The sequence below is a fragment of the Nicoliella sp. ESL1106 genome, assembly GCF_058509965.1.
In genome coordinates, this window is sequence record NZ_CP196340.1 from 1,241,730 (window position 1) to 1,259,478 (window position 17,749).

General features: G+C 40.4%; 10 protein-coding genes, 10 tRNA genes, 3 rRNA genes, 1 riboswitch and 1 other annotated feature. Of the genes, 2 read left to right on the top strand and 21 right to left on the bottom strand.

What is annotated here, in order from left to right; all coding sequences use genetic code 11:
* Positions 1-6: 6 nt before the first annotated feature.
* Both ACSVI6_RS05305 and leuS read right to left on the bottom strand, forming a co-directional pair.
* Entirely contained in the window at positions 7-1,683 is a 1,677-nt protein-coding gene (locus ACSVI6_RS05305) for a putative polysaccharide biosynthesis protein (RefSeq protein ID WP_491716426.1), read from the bottom strand.
* Between the two features lie 162 nt (positions 1,684-1,845).
* Entirely contained in the window at positions 1,846-4,266 is a 2,421-nt protein-coding gene (leuS, locus tag ACSVI6_RS05310) for a leucine--tRNA ligase (RefSeq protein ID WP_491716427.1), read from the bottom strand.
* Between the two features lie 51 nt (positions 4,267-4,317).
* Positions 4,318-4,534 (bottom strand) — a binding site (T-box leader).
* A 64-nt stretch (positions 4,535-4,598) separates the two neighbouring features.
* Between leuS and mnmM the strand changes: the two genes are divergently transcribed.
* Complete coding sequence (gene mnmM / locus ACSVI6_RS05315) at positions 4,599-5,186, top strand: tRNA 5-(aminomethyl)-2-thiouridylate-methyltransferase MnmM (protein WP_491720598.1); 588 nt, start codon at positions 4,599-4,601, stop codon at positions 5,184-5,186.
* A 10-nt stretch (positions 5,187-5,196) separates the two neighbouring features.
* Here mnmM and ACSVI6_RS05320 read toward each other — a convergent pair whose 3' ends face one another.
* The 16 genes from ACSVI6_RS05320 to ACSVI6_RS05395 form a co-directional block, all read right to left on the bottom strand.
* Positions 5,197-6,669, bottom strand: coding sequence for an MDR family MFS transporter (locus ACSVI6_RS05320; RefSeq protein WP_491719604.1), 1,473 nt, complete (start codon positions 6,667-6,669; stop codon positions 5,197-5,199).
* Positions 6,670-6,731: 62 nt separating this feature from the next.
* Positions 6,732-7,925: a methionine adenosyltransferase gene (metK, locus tag ACSVI6_RS05325; RefSeq protein WP_491716430.1), complete on the bottom strand. Its 1,194-nt coding sequence runs from the start codon at positions 7,923-7,925 to the stop codon at positions 6,732-6,734.
* Positions 7,926-7,927: 2 nt separating this feature from the next.
* Positions 7,928-8,009, bottom strand: a riboswitch (SMK box riboswitch).
* A 114-nt stretch (positions 8,010-8,123) separates the two neighbouring features.
* A tRNA-Leu gene (locus ACSVI6_RS05330) sits at positions 8,124-8,208 on the bottom strand.
* A gap of 16 nt (positions 8,209-8,224) precedes the next feature.
* Positions 8,225-8,295: transfer RNA gene (locus ACSVI6_RS05335), tRNA-Cys, on the bottom strand.
* A gap of 72 nt (positions 8,296-8,367) precedes the next feature.
* A tRNA-His gene (locus tag ACSVI6_RS05340) sits at positions 8,368-8,440 on the bottom strand.
* A 12-nt stretch (positions 8,441-8,452) separates the two neighbouring features.
* A tRNA-Trp gene (locus ACSVI6_RS05345) sits at positions 8,453-8,523 on the bottom strand.
* 6 nt (positions 8,524-8,529) lie between these two features.
* Positions 8,530-8,612 (bottom strand) — tRNA-Tyr (locus ACSVI6_RS05350).
* Between the two features lie 5 nt (positions 8,613-8,617).
* Positions 8,618-8,690: transfer RNA gene (locus tag ACSVI6_RS05355), tRNA-Phe, on the bottom strand.
* A gap of 47 nt (positions 8,691-8,737) precedes the next feature.
* Positions 8,738-8,811, bottom strand: a tRNA-Asp gene (locus tag ACSVI6_RS05360).
* Positions 8,812-8,853: 42 nt separating this feature from the next.
* Positions 8,854-8,925 (bottom strand) — tRNA-Glu (locus ACSVI6_RS05365).
* A gap of 13 nt (positions 8,926-8,938) precedes the next feature.
* Positions 8,939-9,029: transfer RNA gene (locus ACSVI6_RS05370), tRNA-Ser, on the bottom strand.
* Between the two features lie 5 nt (positions 9,030-9,034).
* Positions 9,035-9,107: transfer RNA gene (locus ACSVI6_RS05375), tRNA-Asn, on the bottom strand.
* Positions 9,108-9,113: 6 nt separating this feature from the next.
* A 5S ribosomal RNA gene (gene rrf / locus ACSVI6_RS05380) occupies positions 9,114-9,230 on the bottom strand.
* 71 nt (positions 9,231-9,301) lie between these two features.
* A 23S ribosomal RNA gene (locus ACSVI6_RS05385) occupies positions 9,302-12,217 on the bottom strand.
* Positions 12,218-12,438: 221 nt separating this feature from the next.
* Positions 12,439-14,014: ribosomal RNA gene (locus ACSVI6_RS05390) — 16S ribosomal RNA — on the bottom strand.
* Together the 16S, 23S and 5S rRNA genes with 10 tRNA genes alongside form the textbook arrangement of a ribosomal RNA operon.
* Positions 14,015-14,315: 301 nt before the next feature.
* Positions 14,316-14,906 (bottom strand): peptidylprolyl isomerase, encoded by a 591-nt coding sequence (locus ACSVI6_RS05395; RefSeq protein ID WP_491716431.1) that lies wholly within the window; start codon positions 14,904-14,906, stop codon positions 14,316-14,318.
* A 175-nt stretch (positions 14,907-15,081) separates the two neighbouring features.
* Between ACSVI6_RS05395 and ACSVI6_RS05400 the strand changes: the two genes are divergently transcribed.
* A complete protein-coding gene (locus ACSVI6_RS05400; protein ID WP_491716432.1) occupies positions 15,082-15,720 on the top strand; it encodes a VTT domain-containing protein in 639 nt (212 codons plus the stop codon).
* 23 nt (positions 15,721-15,743) lie between these two features.
* Here the strand turns inward: ACSVI6_RS05400 and ACSVI6_RS05405 are convergent, their stop codons facing one another.
* The 3 genes from ACSVI6_RS05405 to ACSVI6_RS05415 are packed head-to-tail and all read right to left on the bottom strand — an operon-like array spanning position 15,744 to position 17,737.
* Positions 15,744-16,370 carry a TIGR01906 family membrane protein gene (locus ACSVI6_RS05405; RefSeq protein ID WP_491716433.1) on the bottom strand — a complete coding sequence of 209 codons (627 nt, stop codon included), beginning with the start codon at positions 16,368-16,370 and terminating at the stop codon, positions 15,744-15,746.
* Positions 16,363-17,145 carry a TIGR01457 family HAD-type hydrolase gene (locus ACSVI6_RS05410; RefSeq protein WP_491720599.1) on the bottom strand — a complete coding sequence of 261 codons (783 nt, stop codon included), beginning with the start codon at positions 17,143-17,145 and terminating at the stop codon, positions 16,363-16,365. Before ACSVI6_RS05410 ends, ACSVI6_RS05405 begins: the two co-directional genes overlap by 8 nt.
* 19 nt (positions 17,146-17,164) lie before the next feature.
* Positions 17,165-17,737 (bottom strand): YutD family protein, encoded by a 573-nt coding sequence (locus tag ACSVI6_RS05415; RefSeq protein WP_491716435.1) that lies wholly within the window; start codon positions 17,735-17,737, stop codon positions 17,165-17,167.
* Between the last annotated feature and the right edge of the window lie 12 nt (positions 17,738-17,749).

Consider the following 17,749-nt stretch of genomic DNA (forward strand, 5'->3'; position numbering starts at 1 on the left):
GGATTTTTATTTAATGTGTAGCGTCGTTCTTAAGCGCCCGATGCGAGCACCTAGGACTTGATCTGCGATACGCGTCTTTAAGGTTAAGTATAAATAAACAAAGCCACCCAGGCAGACAGCAAAAAGGGTCACGATTCCACTCCCCACCGTGGATTGAATATTCATAAAGTGTCCTAATGACCAGTTAAGCGCAAAAACTGATATCAAAGCAGTAACGTATGTCAAAATCGAAAACAGCAAAATTTGATTAGTTCTCTTAACCACTAGCCGATAACTAATATGAAATTGGCGCGTCAAGGAACGCAGAATTAACCAATTTGTTACTAAGAAGCCCAGCAAAGTTGATACTAACGGCCCGAAAGTTCCAAACATTGCAACTGCTGGAACCTGACAGATTAATTTGACAATGGTCCCAATAATAAAGAACTTAACCGCCAATTTATTTTGATAAATCCCCTGCATGATAGCAGAAATGACCGTGAATAAACCGAGGACGATCGAGACAATTGAATAAAACGAAAGGATATTAGCAGATAAATGGCCATAACCAGTTCCGTTAAATAAACGGTTCAACGGTCCTGCAATGGCAGCCATCCCCAACGCTGATGGAATCATAATAAATTCAAATAGAATCAATCCACTAATAATTTCACGACGAATTCCGTCAGTATCATTATTAGTATAAGCTTTAGACAGCAACGGTACTACTGTAATTGCCAATGCAGAAGCTAATGAAATCGTAATCATCACTAACTTATTAGCATTTCCCGCATAAATGGCAAAGAGTTTTTGTAAAACAACTTCTGGATAATTCCTGAAAATCCGCATTAAATCAAAAAAGGTAAACTGATCGATCAATTGAAAAATCAAAACGCCGGCTCCCAATATAATGAATGGAACGGCTTGGGTGATGATTTCTCGATATAGTTGAATGGTCTTAACTTCTAATTGATTGTTACTATTATCAACTAGGCGACGGTAGTAATTCCGCCGTTTAAAATAGTAATAACCTAAAACTAACAATCCCGCTACCGCACCCATAAAGGCAGCAAAAGTAGACTGAGACACAGCGGTGATCCAATCACCCTTGATCACGCCAAGATGCATAATCAATAGCGCTGTTACCAACATGTAAGCAACCCGAACTAATTGTTCCACGAATTGCGAAATTGCTGAAGGCGCCATGTCTTGATACCCTTGAAAAAAGCCCCGCGTTAAACTCATTGTAGGAATGATTAAGATTGCCCACGCTAACGCTCGCATTACCGGAATTACATTTTGATCGCCATTATCTAAAAACGGTGCTGCAAAGTATAACAATCCCGCAAAGATGACCCCGGTACTGATCGATAATAACAGCCCCCGTTTATAAAGCTTAAAGCCGATTCCATATTCATTTAAAGTATTATAATGAGCCACCTGTTTAGCAACCGCAGATGGAATCCCTGCAATGGCTGCAATCAATAACACTCCATAAACGTTATATCCCTGAACATAGAGGGCGTTCGCCTGAAAGAAGAATCCTGCAAACCAAATTCGCCATGGAATGATGTACACTGCTCCCAAGATCCTAGATAAAATACTACCAGCGGTCATCCAAGCGGAGCCCCTTAGCATTGTATCTCGCGATTCTGTATCCCCAGAAGCTAATTCCACTTCAGATTCCCTTTGACTTTCTTGCATTTTTATTTCCTACTTTCTAACCCGATTTCTTGATAAAAAATTACATAACTTGTTTATTCTAATCAAAAAAGCAAGCGATATCAATATCTATTTGCCATTTGATAATAAAGCTTAAATAAAAAAGTCCACCATTTGGCGGACTTTTAAAAAATGAAAATTATTTTAATCAGTGACGATATTAACGATTTTACCAGGAACTACAATTACCTTTTGAACCGTCTTACCATCAGTAAATTCTTTTACCTTTGGATCTGCTAAGGATTGCTTTTCAACTGAATCCTTGTCAGCATCCTTAGATGTCTTGATGTGGGCACGGACCTTCCCGTTGACTTGAACTACCATTTGCACAGTGGATTCAACTAACTTACTTTCATCATAAGTTGGCCATTCTTCGTATGCAATTGATTCATCGTTACCACACTTGCTCCATAGTTCTTCAGCAATGTGGGGAGCAATTGGTGAAAGCATCTTAATAAAGCCTTCCACATAAGCAAATGGTAAACTATCAGCCTTGTATGCTTCATTGATGAAAACCATCATTTGTGAAATTGCAACGTTAAACCGCATCTTTTCAATGTCATTAGTTACGGTTTTAACAGTTTGGTTATAAACCTTATCTAATTTACCATCATTAAAGTTCGTTACCCGATCACGGAGATGGTTATTATCATCCATGAATAACCGCCAAACACGGTTCAACCAACGATATGAACCTTGAATTCCTTCGGTACTCCAAGGTTTGGCTTCAGTCAATGGTCCCATGAACATTTCGTAAAGCCGCAGCGTATCAGCACCATATTCCTTCACGATATCATCAGGGTTAATAACATTGCCCTTGGACTTGGACATCTTTTCGTGATTGGTTCCTAGGATCATCCCTTGATTAACTAACTTTTGGAATGGTTCCTTGGTTGGAACGACGCCGAGATCGTACAATACCTTGTGCCAGAACCGTGCATACAATAAGTGCAAGACCGCATGTTCAGCTCCCCCAACGTAGAGATCAACTGGTAGCCAGTACTTTAATTTTTTAGGATCTGCTAGTTGCTTGTCGTTATGCGGATCGATGTAGCGTAAGAAGTACCATGAACTCCCAGCCCATTGTGGCATGGTGTTGGTTTCACGCTTCCCCTTCCGACCGTTTTTATCAACAACGTTGACCCAGTCAGATACATTAGCAAGTGGACTTTCACCAGTTCCAGATGGCTTTAGATCACTGACATCTGGTAGTTTCAATGGTAATTCATCTTCTGGTACTAAAGTGGTTTCACCATCTTCCCAGTGGATAACTGGAATTGGTTCTCCCCAATATCTTTGCCGTGAGAAAATCCAATCACGAAGTCGGTAGTTGACCTTCTTATGTCCAGCATCATGTTCAGTTAACCAATCAATGGCGGCCTTAATGGCGGTCTTTTTATCCATTCCATCTAAGAAGCCTGAATTAACGTGCTTTCCATCACCAGTGTATGCTTCCTTAGTGGTATCGCCACCTTCGATGACTGGCTTAATTGGTAAATCAAACTTCTTAGCGAATTCATAATCACGGTCATCATGGGCAGGAACAGCCATGATGGCACCAGTTCCGTATGATGAAAGAACGTAATCACCAATCCAAATTGGCACTTCTTCACCGTTAATTGGGTTGATTCCGTAAGCTCCAGTGAAGACCCCGCTCTTATTCTTGTTCAAATCGGTTCTTTCCAAATCGGACTTGGTTGAAACTTCCTTGCGGTATGCAGCAACGGCATCCTTTTGGTCAGGGGTGGTAATTTGATCAACTAAGTCGTGTTCTGGAGCTAAAACCATGTATGTAGCCCCAAATAAAGTATCTGGACGGGTGGTAAATACTTCTACCTTCTTGTCTTCATGACCCTTAACCTTAAAATCAACACTCGCTCCAACGGAACGGCCGATCCAGTTACGTTGTTGTTCCTTGATGCTTTCAGGCCAATCCAAGTCGTCTAAGTCATCGATCAAGCGATCAGCATAGGCAGTAATTCGTAAGACCCATTGGCGCATTGGAACCCGATAAACAGGGAAGCCACCCCGTTCGGTCTTACCGTTGATTACTTCTTCGTTGGCAACCACGGTCCCACCCATTAAATCAGGTGCCCAGTTTACTTCGATTTCATCTTCGTAGGCTAAGCCCTTCTTATATAATTGTTCGAAAATCCATTGGGTCCACTTGTAGTACTTAGGATCCGTGGTATTCACTTCACGATGCCAATCATATGAGAAACCAAGCGATTTAATTTGTTTTTTAAAGGTTTGAATATTTTCTTCAGTAAACTTACCAGGATGGTGGCCAGTCTTCATTGCGTATTGTTCAGCAGGGAGCCCAAATGCATCCCACCCCATTGGATGTAAGACGTTCTTACCCTGCATCCGCTTCATCCGCGCCATAATATCGGTAGCGGTGTATCCTTCTGGATGACCAACGTGTAGTCCTTTTCCAGATGGATAAGGGAACATATCCAAAACGTAGTATTTTTCTTTATCATAATCATCACTGGTTGCAAAAGTATCATGCTTATCCCAGTAGCGTTGCCATTTCTTTTCAATATCTGTGTGATCGTAAGGCATTTATATTCCTCCCTTTTCTTAAACAACAAAAAAGCCCCATAGAAAAAAATTCTATAGGACGATTATTCCGCGTTACCACCTAAATTCTTTACCCAAAAAGGCAAAGCACTCGAGTCCTTAACGCGGAAAACGTTTTAATCTACTTATTTATTAGTTTCAATTAAGAATTAATAACGATGAGTTCGTCGGTTAATTATCTAAATTCACACTAACCATTTAGTCTCTGAAAAAAATTAAGCCCACTACTATTTCGTCTAATTTATGTTGTTCAATTTAATGTTATAATAGCAAAGTTAACTCATAAAAGCAAGCGAACTACTCATTTAATTTTAATGAAGGGACGAATCGTTATCATGAAAATCAAACCCGCTTTATATTACAGCCATTCATTACTCCAAACGGTCGTTGAACCCGATGATACCGTTATTGATGCAACCGTAGGCAACGGCAATGACACAGAATTTTTAGCAAATTTGGTAGGACCCAATGGAATGGTTTATGGTTTTGACATTCAAGAATTAGCAATTGAGCATACCAATAAACGACTGGCAGAGCAAAATTTATTGAACCAAGTAAAACTTTATCATCGCGGTCATGAACAAATAAATAATACCCTTCCACCTGAACAACTAATTCGGGCTGCAACCTTTAATTTAGGCTATCTGCCAGGTAGTGACCATAAAAAAATTACTACTGCTAATACAACCATTCCAGCAATCAAGGCGTGCCTGGCACGGTTACAGCCAAATGGTATCATAACGATCGTTTTATACTATGGACACCCTGGGGGTAAAAATGAAAAAGAACTTGTAATTCAATTTTCTGAACAACTCAATCAAAAAGAGTTCACAGTATTAAAATATCAATTCATCAATCAGGTCAATAATCCACCCATTTTGATTGCCATCCAAAAAAGATGATGCCTAAATTCTAGGCAACATCTTTTTTACGATAGGTAATATTAATAATTAAAGCTAAAGCCACAATAACCGTCCCCACTAAAAAGACATCATGCAGGGAGTTATACAAAATATTTTTTAAATTAGGGAGTAACTTAGCCGGAAGTGTTGCTGCTGTGACTGGATCCATTAACTTGTTAATCATTTTAATTGAAGTTCCAGAAACTTGCAGGGTCCCGACCCTTAATGAAGTATTCATAAAGATTCCAAAAATTGCAATAAATAAGGTTTGTCCAACCGTTCGACACAAAACATTAAATGAAGTGGCAGCCCCAACATTATTGTCAGCAACTTTATTTTGTACTACGACAATCGGATTCGTAGTGGCAATCCCAAATCCTAACCCACAAATTGATGTTAATAAGATAAATAAATTAAATGCCATTGTTTGTGGAGCAAGCACTAATCCAAAAGCACCTATTAATACTAAAACGATTCCAATGGTCGTAACATCTCTGGAATGTAATCGCGTAATTAACCAACCTGATACAAATGAACCTAATATCCAAAGAATCGAGCTAGGTGTAATTGCTAATCCAGCAAGGGACGCCCTTAATCCCATTAATCCTTGAATCCAGTTGGGAACATAAACTTCAATACACATTACAAAGCCACTAATAAAAAACGTTACAATATTTTGAGCAACAAAGGAACGATGTTTAAACATGCCCATCGGAATAATTGGTTCGACACATGAATGTTCTCTTCGAATAAATAAAATAAAGCTAACGAACAAAATAACAAATAAAAACGCTAGTCGACCTAAATTAATATTGCGATCACCAATGAGTTGAATCATTGCCATCAAGGATAATAGAATTACTGCTAAATAAATCGTCCCTAAGTAATCAATATTCATTGTCTTTCGATCATGATCTTCATTCAAATAGAATGCAATTACCCCTAATATAATTAAACCAATTGGAATATTTAATAGAAAAATCCAACGCCAATTAAATGTATCAACGATAAATCCTCCCAATAATGGTGCAATTACAGCTGAAATCCCCCACCCTGCTCCGTTTAAGCCAATTACTTTAGAACGTTTGGAAAATGGATAGATATCAGCAATTATTGCATATGAAATGGGTAAAATCACGCCCGCACCAATTCCTTGAATTGCACGCCAAATAATCAACGTTTGCATACTAGTAGCTAATCCAGATAATAATGAACCAGCAATAAAGACACTCAATCCAGTAATTAAAACTCTTTTTCTGCCAAGTTGATCAGATAATTTCCCATAAATGGGGGTTGCAACTGAACTGGTTAATAAATAAATAGAAAAGACCCAATTCATTAGTGAAACTCCATGTAGTTCTCCAACGATCGTTGGCATTGCTGTTGACACAATTGTTCCTTCGATCGAGCTTAAAAAAGTTCCAACAAATAACGCAATTGTAATAATTAAGGTATTCTTTTCACTATTTTGTTCGTTATTCATATTTCCACCTATCTTAAATAATAAAAAGCCCACCCGTTAATATAGGTGGGCTTTTTATTTAATTATTTATTAAATAATGATTTTAATTCATCAACTTTATCTGTGTGTTCCCATGGTAGATCAACATCAGTTCTACCAAAGTGTCCATAAGCAGCAGTTGGTTCATAAATTGGTCTTTGAAGATCAAGCATTTTAATAATTCCAGCAGGTCTCAAATCAAATACCTTTCGAACAGCTGTCGTTAAAGCTTCCTCTGAAAATTCACTCGTGTCATAAGTATCAATTGAAATCGAAACAGGTTCTGCAACCCCAATGGCATAAGCAAGTTGAATTTCAACTTTATGAGCAAGCCCTGCTGCAACGATATTTTTAGCAATGTATCTTGCAGCATAACTAGCAGAACGGTCTACCTTAGTAGCATCCTTACCTGAAAAAGCTCCTCCACCATGATGAGCAGCCCCACCATAGGTATCAACAATAATCTTTCGACCAGTTAAACCAGCATCACCCTGTGGACCACCAATTACGAAACGACCAGTTGGATTAATGAAATACTTGGTTTTATCATCGAGTAAATCATTAGGGATAACTACTTTAATGACTTTATTTATAATATCTTCCCTAATTTGATCTAAATTAGCCTCTGGACTGTGTTGAGTACTAATAACAACTGTATCAACTCTAAATGGTTTATCGTTGTCATCATATTCGACCGTAACTTCAGCCTTAGCATCAGGTCTTAAATAAGAAATGGTACCATTTTTTCTAACTTCTGCAGTTTTGCGCATCAATTTATGGCTAAGTGAAATTGGAAGTGGCATTAATTCAGGAGTTTCGTCAATCGCATACCCAAACATAATTCCTTGATCACCAGCACCAATTTTATTTAAAATATCGTCGTCTGATCCTTCACGGCTTTCAAGAGCATCATCAACCCCTTGTGCAATATCTGGTGATTGTTCATCAATTGCAACCATTACAGCACAAGTATCAGCATCAAAGCCTAAAGAACTGTTAGTATAACCAATTCTTCTAATTGTATCTCTAACTACTTTCTGAATATTTACATATGCAGTCGTAGAAATTTCACCAAATACAAGCACTAATCCAGTTGTGACTGAAGTTTCACAAGCAACCCGTGCATTTGGATCCTTTGCAAGTAGTGCATCTAAAATTGCATCACTAATCTGATCAGCAATTTTATCTGGATGGCCTTCAGAAACAGATTCTGAAGTAAATAAATGTCTTTCTCTCATAATATATTAATTCCCCCTAATTATTTTGGTTACAAGGCAGCTTCACTGAATGTGAATCCTATCGGGAATAGACTCATAACTATATAAGAGTATCATAAAAGTAATCGAATTAAAAGAATGGTATGATTCAATTGTTCAAAAATTAATCAAAAGCACAAAAAAAGATTCTCATAGTAAATATGAGAATCTTTTTTAAGATACCGGAGGTGGGGTTCGAACCCACACGACCTAAACGGTCACTGGATTTTGAGTCCAGCGCGTCTGCCAATTCCGCCACTCCGGCAAAAAATATAAAACAAAGGCGGTAACCGGATTTGAACCGGTGATAAAGGTTTTGCAGACCTCTGCCTTACCACTTGGCTATACCGCCATTTCAAACTATTAAAGAAAGTTATCACCATGGGATAAAGCCTAATAATCAAACTATTTAGTTTGAATTAAGGGCGGTATGTGGGAATCGAACCCACGCGTGTCGGATCCACAAACCGATGTGTTAACCACTTCACCAATACCGCCATAGCATTAAACAGGGATAGTAGGAATCGAACCCACATCAACGGTTTTGGAGACCGGTATTCTGCCCTTGAACTATATCCCTAAATTATGGAGGGGAGTGGATTCGAACCACCGAACCCGAAGGAGCGGATTTACAGTCCGCCGCGTTTAGCCAGACTTCGCTACCCCTCCGTAAATGGCGCGGGACAGAATCGAACTGCCGACACACGGAGCTTCAATCCGTTGCTCTACCAACTGAGCTACCGAGCCAAAAAAATTGCTAGGGTAAATATTTAATTTTTGAATTAATCAAAAAACGGTCCGTACGAGACTCGAACTCGTGATCTCCGCCGTGACAGGGCGGCGTCATAACCAACTGGACCAACGGACCATTTTTTTGCAATTTTATATCATTAGTAAAATTAATTACTAATGACCCGTACGGGATTCGAACCCATGTTACTGCCGTGAAAGGGCAGTGTCTTAACCACTTGACCAACGGGTCATACAACATAGTATGGAGAGTGAGGGATTCGAACCCTCGAAACAGGCTTTAACCCGTTTACATCATTTCCAATGATGCTCCTTCGGCCTCTCGGACAACTCTCCAAGAACTCCGGCAGGCGGGCTCGAACCGTCGACAACCTGATTAACAGTCAGGTGCTCTACCAACTGAGCTATGCCGGAATAATTGCGTGGCAACGTCCTATCCTTGCAGGGGGCGATCCCCCAACTACTTTTGGCGTTCAAAAGCTTAACTTCTGTGTTCGACATGGGAACAGGTGTATCCTTCTGGCCATCATCACCACACTATTTATCTGTGAGAACTTCGTTCTCTCAAAACTAGATAATATTTTATTCTTCCGTGAGAACAACCTTACTTGGTTAAGTCCTCGACCAATTAGTACTGGTCCGCTCCATGCATCACTGCACTTCCACTTCCAGCCTATCTACCTGATCATCTTTCAGGGGTCTTACTTCCATAAAGGAATGGGAAATCTCATCTCGAGGTGGGTTTCACACTTAGATGCTTTCAGCGTTTATCTCATCCATACATAGCTACCCAGCGATGCGCCTGGCGGCACAACTGGTACACCAGCGGTATGTCCACTCCGGTCCTCTCGTACTAAGAGCAGCTCCTCTCAAATTTCCTACGCCCGCGACGGATAGGGACCGAACTGTCTCACGACGTTCTGAACCCAGCTCGCGTACCGCTTTAATGGGCGAACAGCCCAACCCTTGGGACCAACTACAGCCCCAGGATGCGATGAGCCGACATCGAGGTGCCAAACCTCCCCGTCGATGTGAACTCTTGGGGGAGATAAGCCTGTTATCCCCAGGGTAGCTTTTATCCGTTGAGCGATGGCCCTTCCATACGGTACCACCGGATCACTAAGCCCGACTTTCGTCCCTGCTCGACCTGTATGTCTCGCAGTCAAGCTCCCTTCTGCCTTTACACTCGTCGAATGATTTCCAACCATTCTGAGGGAACCTTTGGGCGCCTCCGTTACTGTTTAGGAGGCGACCGCCCCAGTCAAACTGCCAACCAGACACTGTCTCCCACCACGATCAGTGGTGCGGGTTAGAGTGTTCATACAGCGAGGGTAGTATCCCACCAATGCCTCCATCGAGACTAGCGTCCCGACTTCTATGGCTCCTACCTATCCTGTACAAGCTATACAAACACCCAATATCAAGTTACAGTAAAGCTCCATGGGGTCTTTCCGTCCTGTCGCGGGTAACCTGCTTCTTCACAGGTATCTCAATTTCACCGAGTCTCTCGTTGAGACAGTGCTCAGATCGTTACGCCTTTCGTGCGGGTCGGAACTTACCCGACAAGGAATTTCGCTACCTTAGGACCGTTATAGTTACGGCCGCCGTTTACTGGGGCTTCGTTTCTGGGCTTCGCCGAAGCTAACTCATCCACTTAACCTTCCAGCACCGGGCAGGCGTCAGCCCCTATACTTCATCTTACGATTTTGCAGAAACCTGTGTTTTTGATAAACAGTCGCCTGAGCTTTTTCACTGCGGCTGCACATAGTGCAGCACCCCTTCTCCCGAAGTTACGGGGTCATTTTGCCGAGTTCCTTAACGAGAGTTCACTCGCTCACCTTAGGATTCTCTCCTCGACTACCTGTGTCGGTTTGCGGTACGGGTAGTTAACTACTAACTAGAAACTTTTCTCGGTAGTGTGACATCAACGACTTCCCTACTAAATTTCGGTCCTCATCACACCTTGTCAACACGGTATTAAGCATTTGACTCAATACCTGACTTAGTGCTTGAACATCCATATCCAACAGGATGCTACGTTTAGCCTCCTACGTCCTTCCATCGGTCAAACATAGTTAACTAGTACAGGAATCTCAACCTGTTATCCATCGCCTACGCCTCTCGGCCTCGGCTTAGGTCCCGACTAACCCTGGGAGGACGAGCCTTCCCCAGGAAACCTTAGTCATTCGGTGGATCAGATTCTCACTGATCTTTCGCTACTCATACCGGCATTCTCACTTCTAAGCGCTCCACCAGTCCTTACGGTCTGGCTTCATTGCCCTTAGAACGCTCTCCTATCACGCAACATAAGTTGCGTCCACAATCTCGGTAATATGCTTAGCCCCGGTAAATTTTCGGCGCAGGATCACTCGACTAGTGAGCTATTACGCACTCTTTAAATGGTGGCTGCTTCTGAGCCAACATCCTAGTTGTCTATGCAACTCCACATCCTTTTCCACTCAGCATATATTTAGGGACCTTAATTGGTGGTCTGGGCTGTTCCCCTTTCGACGGTGGATCTTATCACTCATCGTCTGACTCCTGGATATAAATCAATGGCATTCGGAGTTTATCTGAATTTAGTAACCCAAGACGGGCCCCTCACCCAAACAGTGCTCTACCTCCATGATTCTCGACTCCAAGGCTAACCCTAAAGCTATTTCGGAGAGAACCAGCTATCTCCAAGTTCGTTTGGAATTTCACCGCTACCCACACCTCATCCCAGCACTTTTCAACGTACACGGGTTCGGCCCTCCGGTGTGTTTTACCACACTTTCAGCCTGGACATGGGTAGATCACCTGGTTTCGGGTCTATCACAACATACTATGGCGCCCTATTCAGACTCGCTTTCGCTACGGCTCCGACTTTTCATCTTAACCTTGCATGTTATCATAACTCGCCGGTTCATTCTGCAAGAGGCACGCTATCACCCATTAACGGGCTCTAACTGCTTGTAGGCACATGGTTTCAGGAACTATTTCACTCCCCTTCCGGGGTGCTTTTCACCTTTCCCTCACGGTACTGGTTCACTATCGGTCACTAGGGAGTATTTAGCCTTGGGAGATGGTCCTCCCGGATTCCGGCAATGTTTCACGTGTATTGCCGTACTCAGGATCCTGAACTGAGGGAATTAGATTTCGTCTACAGGGCTATCACCTTGTGTCGCAGAACTTCCCAGATCTTTCGACTATCTAATTCTTTGGTAACTCAAATGTTCAGTCCTACAACCCCACCGAGTAAACTCGATGGTTTGGGCTGTTCCCCGTTCGCTCGCCGCTACTGAGGGAATCGAATTTTCTTTCTCTTCCTGTGGGTACTTAGATGTTTCAGTTCCCCACGTCTGCCTTTCAATGAGTATGAATTCGTCATTGAATAATAAACGATTAAATTTATTGGGTTTCCCCATTCGGAAATCTCCGGATCAAAGCTTACGTACAGCTCCCCGAAGCATATCGGCGTTAGTCCCGTCCTTCATCGGCTCCTAGTACCAAGGCATCCACCATGCGCCCTTAATAACTTAACCTATTACCACGTAGTGGTATTTGGTTAATTGAGTAAATACGAATAAAACTAATTTAAAAAACTCAAAATAACGCGGTGTTCTCGGTTGAAATTGTATTTAATACAATTCAATAATTTGGAAAAATTAAAATATTATCTAGTTTTCAAAGAACCAAGTTTGAGAGTAGACCTCTCAAAACTAAACAAAACTATGACTGTGTAAGGTTCCGAATTATTCCTTAGAAAGGAGGTGATCCAGCCGCAGGTTCTCCTACGGCTACCTTGTTACGACTTCACCCTAATCATCAGTCCTACCTTAGGCGGCTAGCTCCTCAAAAGAGGTTACTGCACCGACTTTGGGTATTACTAACTCTCATGGTGTGACGGGCGGTGTGTACAAGACCCGGGAACGTATTCACCGTGGCATGCTGATCCACGATTACTAGTGATTCCAACTTCATGCAGGCGAGTTGCAGCCTGCAATCCGAACTGAGAACGGCTTTAAGAGATTAGCTTGACCTCGCGGTTTCGCAACTCGTTGTACCGTCCATTGTAGCACGTGTGTAGCCCAGGCCATAAGGGGCATGATGATTTGACGTCGTCCCCACCTTCCTCCGGTTTGTCACCGGCAGTCTCACTAGAGTGCCCAACTGAATGCTGGCAACTAATAATAGGGGTTGCGCTCGTTGCGGGACTTAACCCAACATCTCACGACACGAGCTGACGACAACCATGCACCACCTGTCATCCTGTCCCCGAAGGGAACGGCTAATCTCTTAGCTTTGCAGGAGATGTCAAGGCCTGGTAAGGTTCTTCGCGTAGCATCGAATTAAACCACATGCTCCACCACTTGTGCGGGTCCCCGTCAATTCCTTTGAGTTTCAACCTTGCGGTCGTACTCCCCAGGCGGAATGCTTAATGCGTTAGCTGCGGCACTAAAGGGCGGAAACCCTCTAACACCTAGCATTCATCGTTTACGGCATGGACTACCAGGGTATCTAATCCTGTTTGCTACCCATGCTTTCGAGCCTCAGCGTCAGTTACAGACCAGACAGCCGCCTTCGCCACTGGTGTTCTTCCATATATCTACGCATTTCACCGCTACACATGGAGTTCCACTGTCCTCTTCTGCACTCAAGTTTTTCAGTTTCCGATGCACTTCTCCGGTTAAGCCGAAGGCTTTCACATCAGACTTAAAAAACCGCCTGCGCTCGCTTTACGCCCAATAAATCCGGACAACGTTTGCCACCTACGTATTACCGCGGCTGCTGGCACGTAGTTAGCCGTGACTTTCTGGTTAAATACCGTCAAAGCTTGATCATTTCCTATCAAACTTGTTCTTCTTTAACAACAGAGTTTTACGAGCCGAAACCCTTCTTCACTCACGCGGCGTTGCTCCATCAGACTTGCGTCCATTGTGGAAGATTCCCTACTGCTGCCTCCCGTAGGAGTATGGGCCGTGTCTCAGTCCCATTGTGGCCGATTACCCTCTCAGGTCGGCTACGTATCATTGCCTTGGTAGGCCATTACCCCACCAACAAGCTAATACGCCGCAGGTCCATCCTAAAGTGATGCAAACGCATCTTTCAAACAAAAACCATGCGGTTTTTGTTGTTATGCGGTATTAGCACTTGTTTCCAAATGTTATCCCCCGCTTTAGGGCAAGTTACCTACGTGTTACTCACCAGTTCGCCACTCACTTCGATGTTAAGTCAAGTTAATGCAAGCATCAACTATCATTAACGGAAGTTCGTTCGACTTGCATGTATTAGGCACGCCGCCAACGTTCGTCCTGAGCCAGGATCAAACTCTCATCTTATGATGAAAAGCTTAACGTTAGCTCTTCTTAATTTTGTTACTTTTTAAAGCGAATTGACTTCGCATAAGTTTTTTGTACTTCATTTAAAATGAAGTTCCTTACACATTTTTTGTCATAATTTTGTTCAGTTTTCAAAGATCTACTTCAGTCAGCTTCTTTTATGATTTGAAACTAACTATTAAATGTTATCACAAAGTGTTGATTAATGTCAACATCTTTTGAATTTATTTTATAAATCAATCGATGTCTTTATGACAACAAAAAATATCTTAACAAGATTAACAGTTTAAGTCAACCCTTTTTATTTAGAAATTTTAATTTGATCAATTAAAACATCTTGCAATGGTTTGTCAGCTGAATCAACCTTAACATTAGCTATCTTGTCAACAACGTTCATTCCACTAACCACTTGGCCAAAAACAGTGTGTCTAAAATCTAACCACGGGGTCCCACCATTCTTCTTATAAGCATCAATAATTGGTTTTGGAAAATTAGCGTCTTCAAGTTGATTTAATATTTCAGCATTGATTTTCTTACTTTGAACAATAAAGAATTGACTTCCATTTGTATTCGGACCAGCATTAGCCATCGATACTGCACCACGAATATTATAGAGTTGATCAGAAAATTCATCTTCAAATGGTTGATGCCAAATACTTTCACCACCATTACCCGTTCCGGTTGGATCGCCAGTTTGAATCATAAAATCATTAATCACCCTATGAAAGCTACAATGATCATAATAATTAGCATTAGCTAATTCAACAAAATTTTTTACAGTATTAGGGGCTTCATCAGGAAATAGTTGAATTTTAATGTTTCCCTTGCTGGTTTCGATAGTAGCATATAACCCATTTGCTTTATTCGTTTCTAATTGTGGGTATTCAGTCATTTTAATCCTCCTACTTGTTCAAAATTAATTAATCAAACACTAAATATTATCCATGGTTTTGCAGATAAAATCAAATGCTATCTTTTATTTTTTTATAAATTAGATTGCAAAAGCGAATCGGCTATTACCTTTTCTGCTAGAATGTAATTACTAAAATTTATGAGGAGCGAGTCTTTTGGGACAATTAATCGATTTCACACTAAACATTGATAAACATATTATCAATATTGTTAACAACTTTGGAAACTGGACTTATTTAATTTTATTTCTAGTCATATTAATTGAAACTGGTGCAGTCATCCTACCGTTTTTACCGGGGGATTCATTATTATTTGCTGCTGCAGCACTATCTGCAAATGCTAGTTATTCTTTAAATATTTGGATTTTTATTGGATTATTTTTAATTGCATCAATCGCTGGAGATTCAATTAATTTCTTAATTGGTTCGAAAGTAGGAACAAAAATGCTAAATAACAAATGGGTGCAAAAAGTAATTAAACCAGAACAGATCGAAAAAACAAACTACTTTTTTAAAAAGCACGGTTCTGCAGCAATCTTTTTAGCTAGATTTATGCCGATCATTCGGACATTAATCCCATTCGTTGCTGCTAGCAGTAAAATGAATTACAAACGATTCGCTATCCACAACATTCCTGCATGTTTCACCTGGGTATTAATATGTTGCGGTGCTGGATACTTCTTCGGTAATATTCCTTTTATCAAAGAACATTTTTCAGCAGTTATTTTAGGAATTATTTTGATTTCATTAATGCCAGCGATCATCGGGCTAATCAAAGAAAAAATTAGTAAATAAAAACCACCGTAACGGTGGTTTTTTTATTTTAGATCGCGTTTACCAAGATAATACAATAAGCAATTTAAAACGGCGATGAAAATAATTAATAGCAAAAATGATTGAACGAAAAAACCAATTGGCAGTGCATTAATAATGGGATCGTAATCGGGATTAAAAATCCAATCTTGGTTTCTAAAAACCAATTTGTGAAAAAGGATAAACCACTTATCAAAATTAACTAATACAACCGTTACCAATGCTAATAACGTAATCATTAACACCTTAATCGGTACCATCATTCTCCATCGCTGCTTTAACAATGATAATTTTATTATTCCCCTCAAAGTAAACAACCCTGAAACAACCATAAAAAGATTGTTGAAAATAATTAAATGTTTAACATCACTAAAATGCTTGATTCCATTAGCAGTTGAGGCAAAATGATGAAATTTTAAGTGTTGATAAAAAGGATTTTGAATATAGTTTATGATTCTTAAATAATCACCCATAATAAAATTCGCTTTGATTCCAGTTGACCGTTCTAAATTCATTAAATGAATATCAATCCAGTAAAGCGGTGTTAAATTAACGACTAAAAAAATTGCTAAACTTAAACAAAAAAGCTCTAATAATAGGCAAAAAAGATAATCTCGCCAATTGCTAATCATTAGTTAATTTCCAATCATCCAAAGAATTAATTTGCCAAGTTGGCTTAATATCCTTTTGAGCAATCTGTTCTCTAGTTGATACTCCTGTATATACTAATAAAGTATCAATTCCGAAGTTGATTCCAGCCGAAATATCAGTCATATAGTTATCACCAACCATCACCACTTCTTCTTTTTTTAAGCCAATAATTTTTAAAGCATTTTCTAAAATGATTGCCTTAGGCTTTCCGATTAAAGTGGGAACAGTTTGAGTTGCATAACGAACTAAGTCTACTAATGATCCAGCACCTGGCAACATTCCGCGTTCATTTGGGATATTAGTATCTGGATTGGTTCCAATGAACTTAGCCCCATGTTGAATCGCAAGGGTCGCTACACAAAATTTTTCATAAGTGACCTCAGTATCTAATCCAACTACTACATAATCAGGATCATCACTAGTAATTTCAAAATTGCGGGCTTCAAGTGCATCTACCAAACCTGTTTCCCCAATTACATATGCCTTACGATGAGTAGCATCTGCATCATCATTCATAAAATCAGCAGTCGCTAGCCCAGCTGTATATACATTTGATTCATCAACATGAATATCGTGGTTTTCTGATAAATTTGCGACCACATCCCTAGGTAACTTGGTCGTATTATTAGTAACAAATAAAAACGGAATTCCTGCTGCCTGAAGCCGCTCAATAAAACGCTTAGCCGCTGGAATCCTTTTTTTACCAGCATAAATGGTCCCGTCTAAATCAATAAAGTATCCCTTATAACGTTTCATAAATTAAATTGATTCTCCTTTACTTTTGCTTCTGTCTAATTTTGAAATGTCGTTTGCCCTTTTCCTTTGATTCAGAAACGATCATTGACTTTCGTTTTTCCAACGGCGGCTTTCTTTTAGTCACTTTCTCCTCAATAAAAGCATGCTTAGCACTTGTCCTCCGACTGCGGCCTCGATTGCTATTGGTTGAGCGACTATTACGATTACCCCTCCGTTTAGTTGGTTTTACTCTCTTTACTTCTTGATTGTGTAAAATAAAATATGGAGCACCAAAATTACAATATTCAACTAAAAAATCGCTTACTGCACTAATCTTATTAGTCGGATTAACATTTCGATCATCAGAATAAAAACCCGTTAAACGTAGTTGACCATATCCAATATCACCCAAAATATAATCATACTTACTAAAAAAGGTATTGTAAGCAAGCCTTAATTCTTCAATATCGAACGCTTCGCCCTTATTCGTAACTAATTGATAATGATAGCCATTAATCAATAAATCCGTATCATTCGTTTGGCTAATTTCTGCCAATGGTTTTCGACTGGTTCGACTTTCTTCAAATAGTTCTTCAATTTTGTTTCGGTCCAAGATACTCCTCCG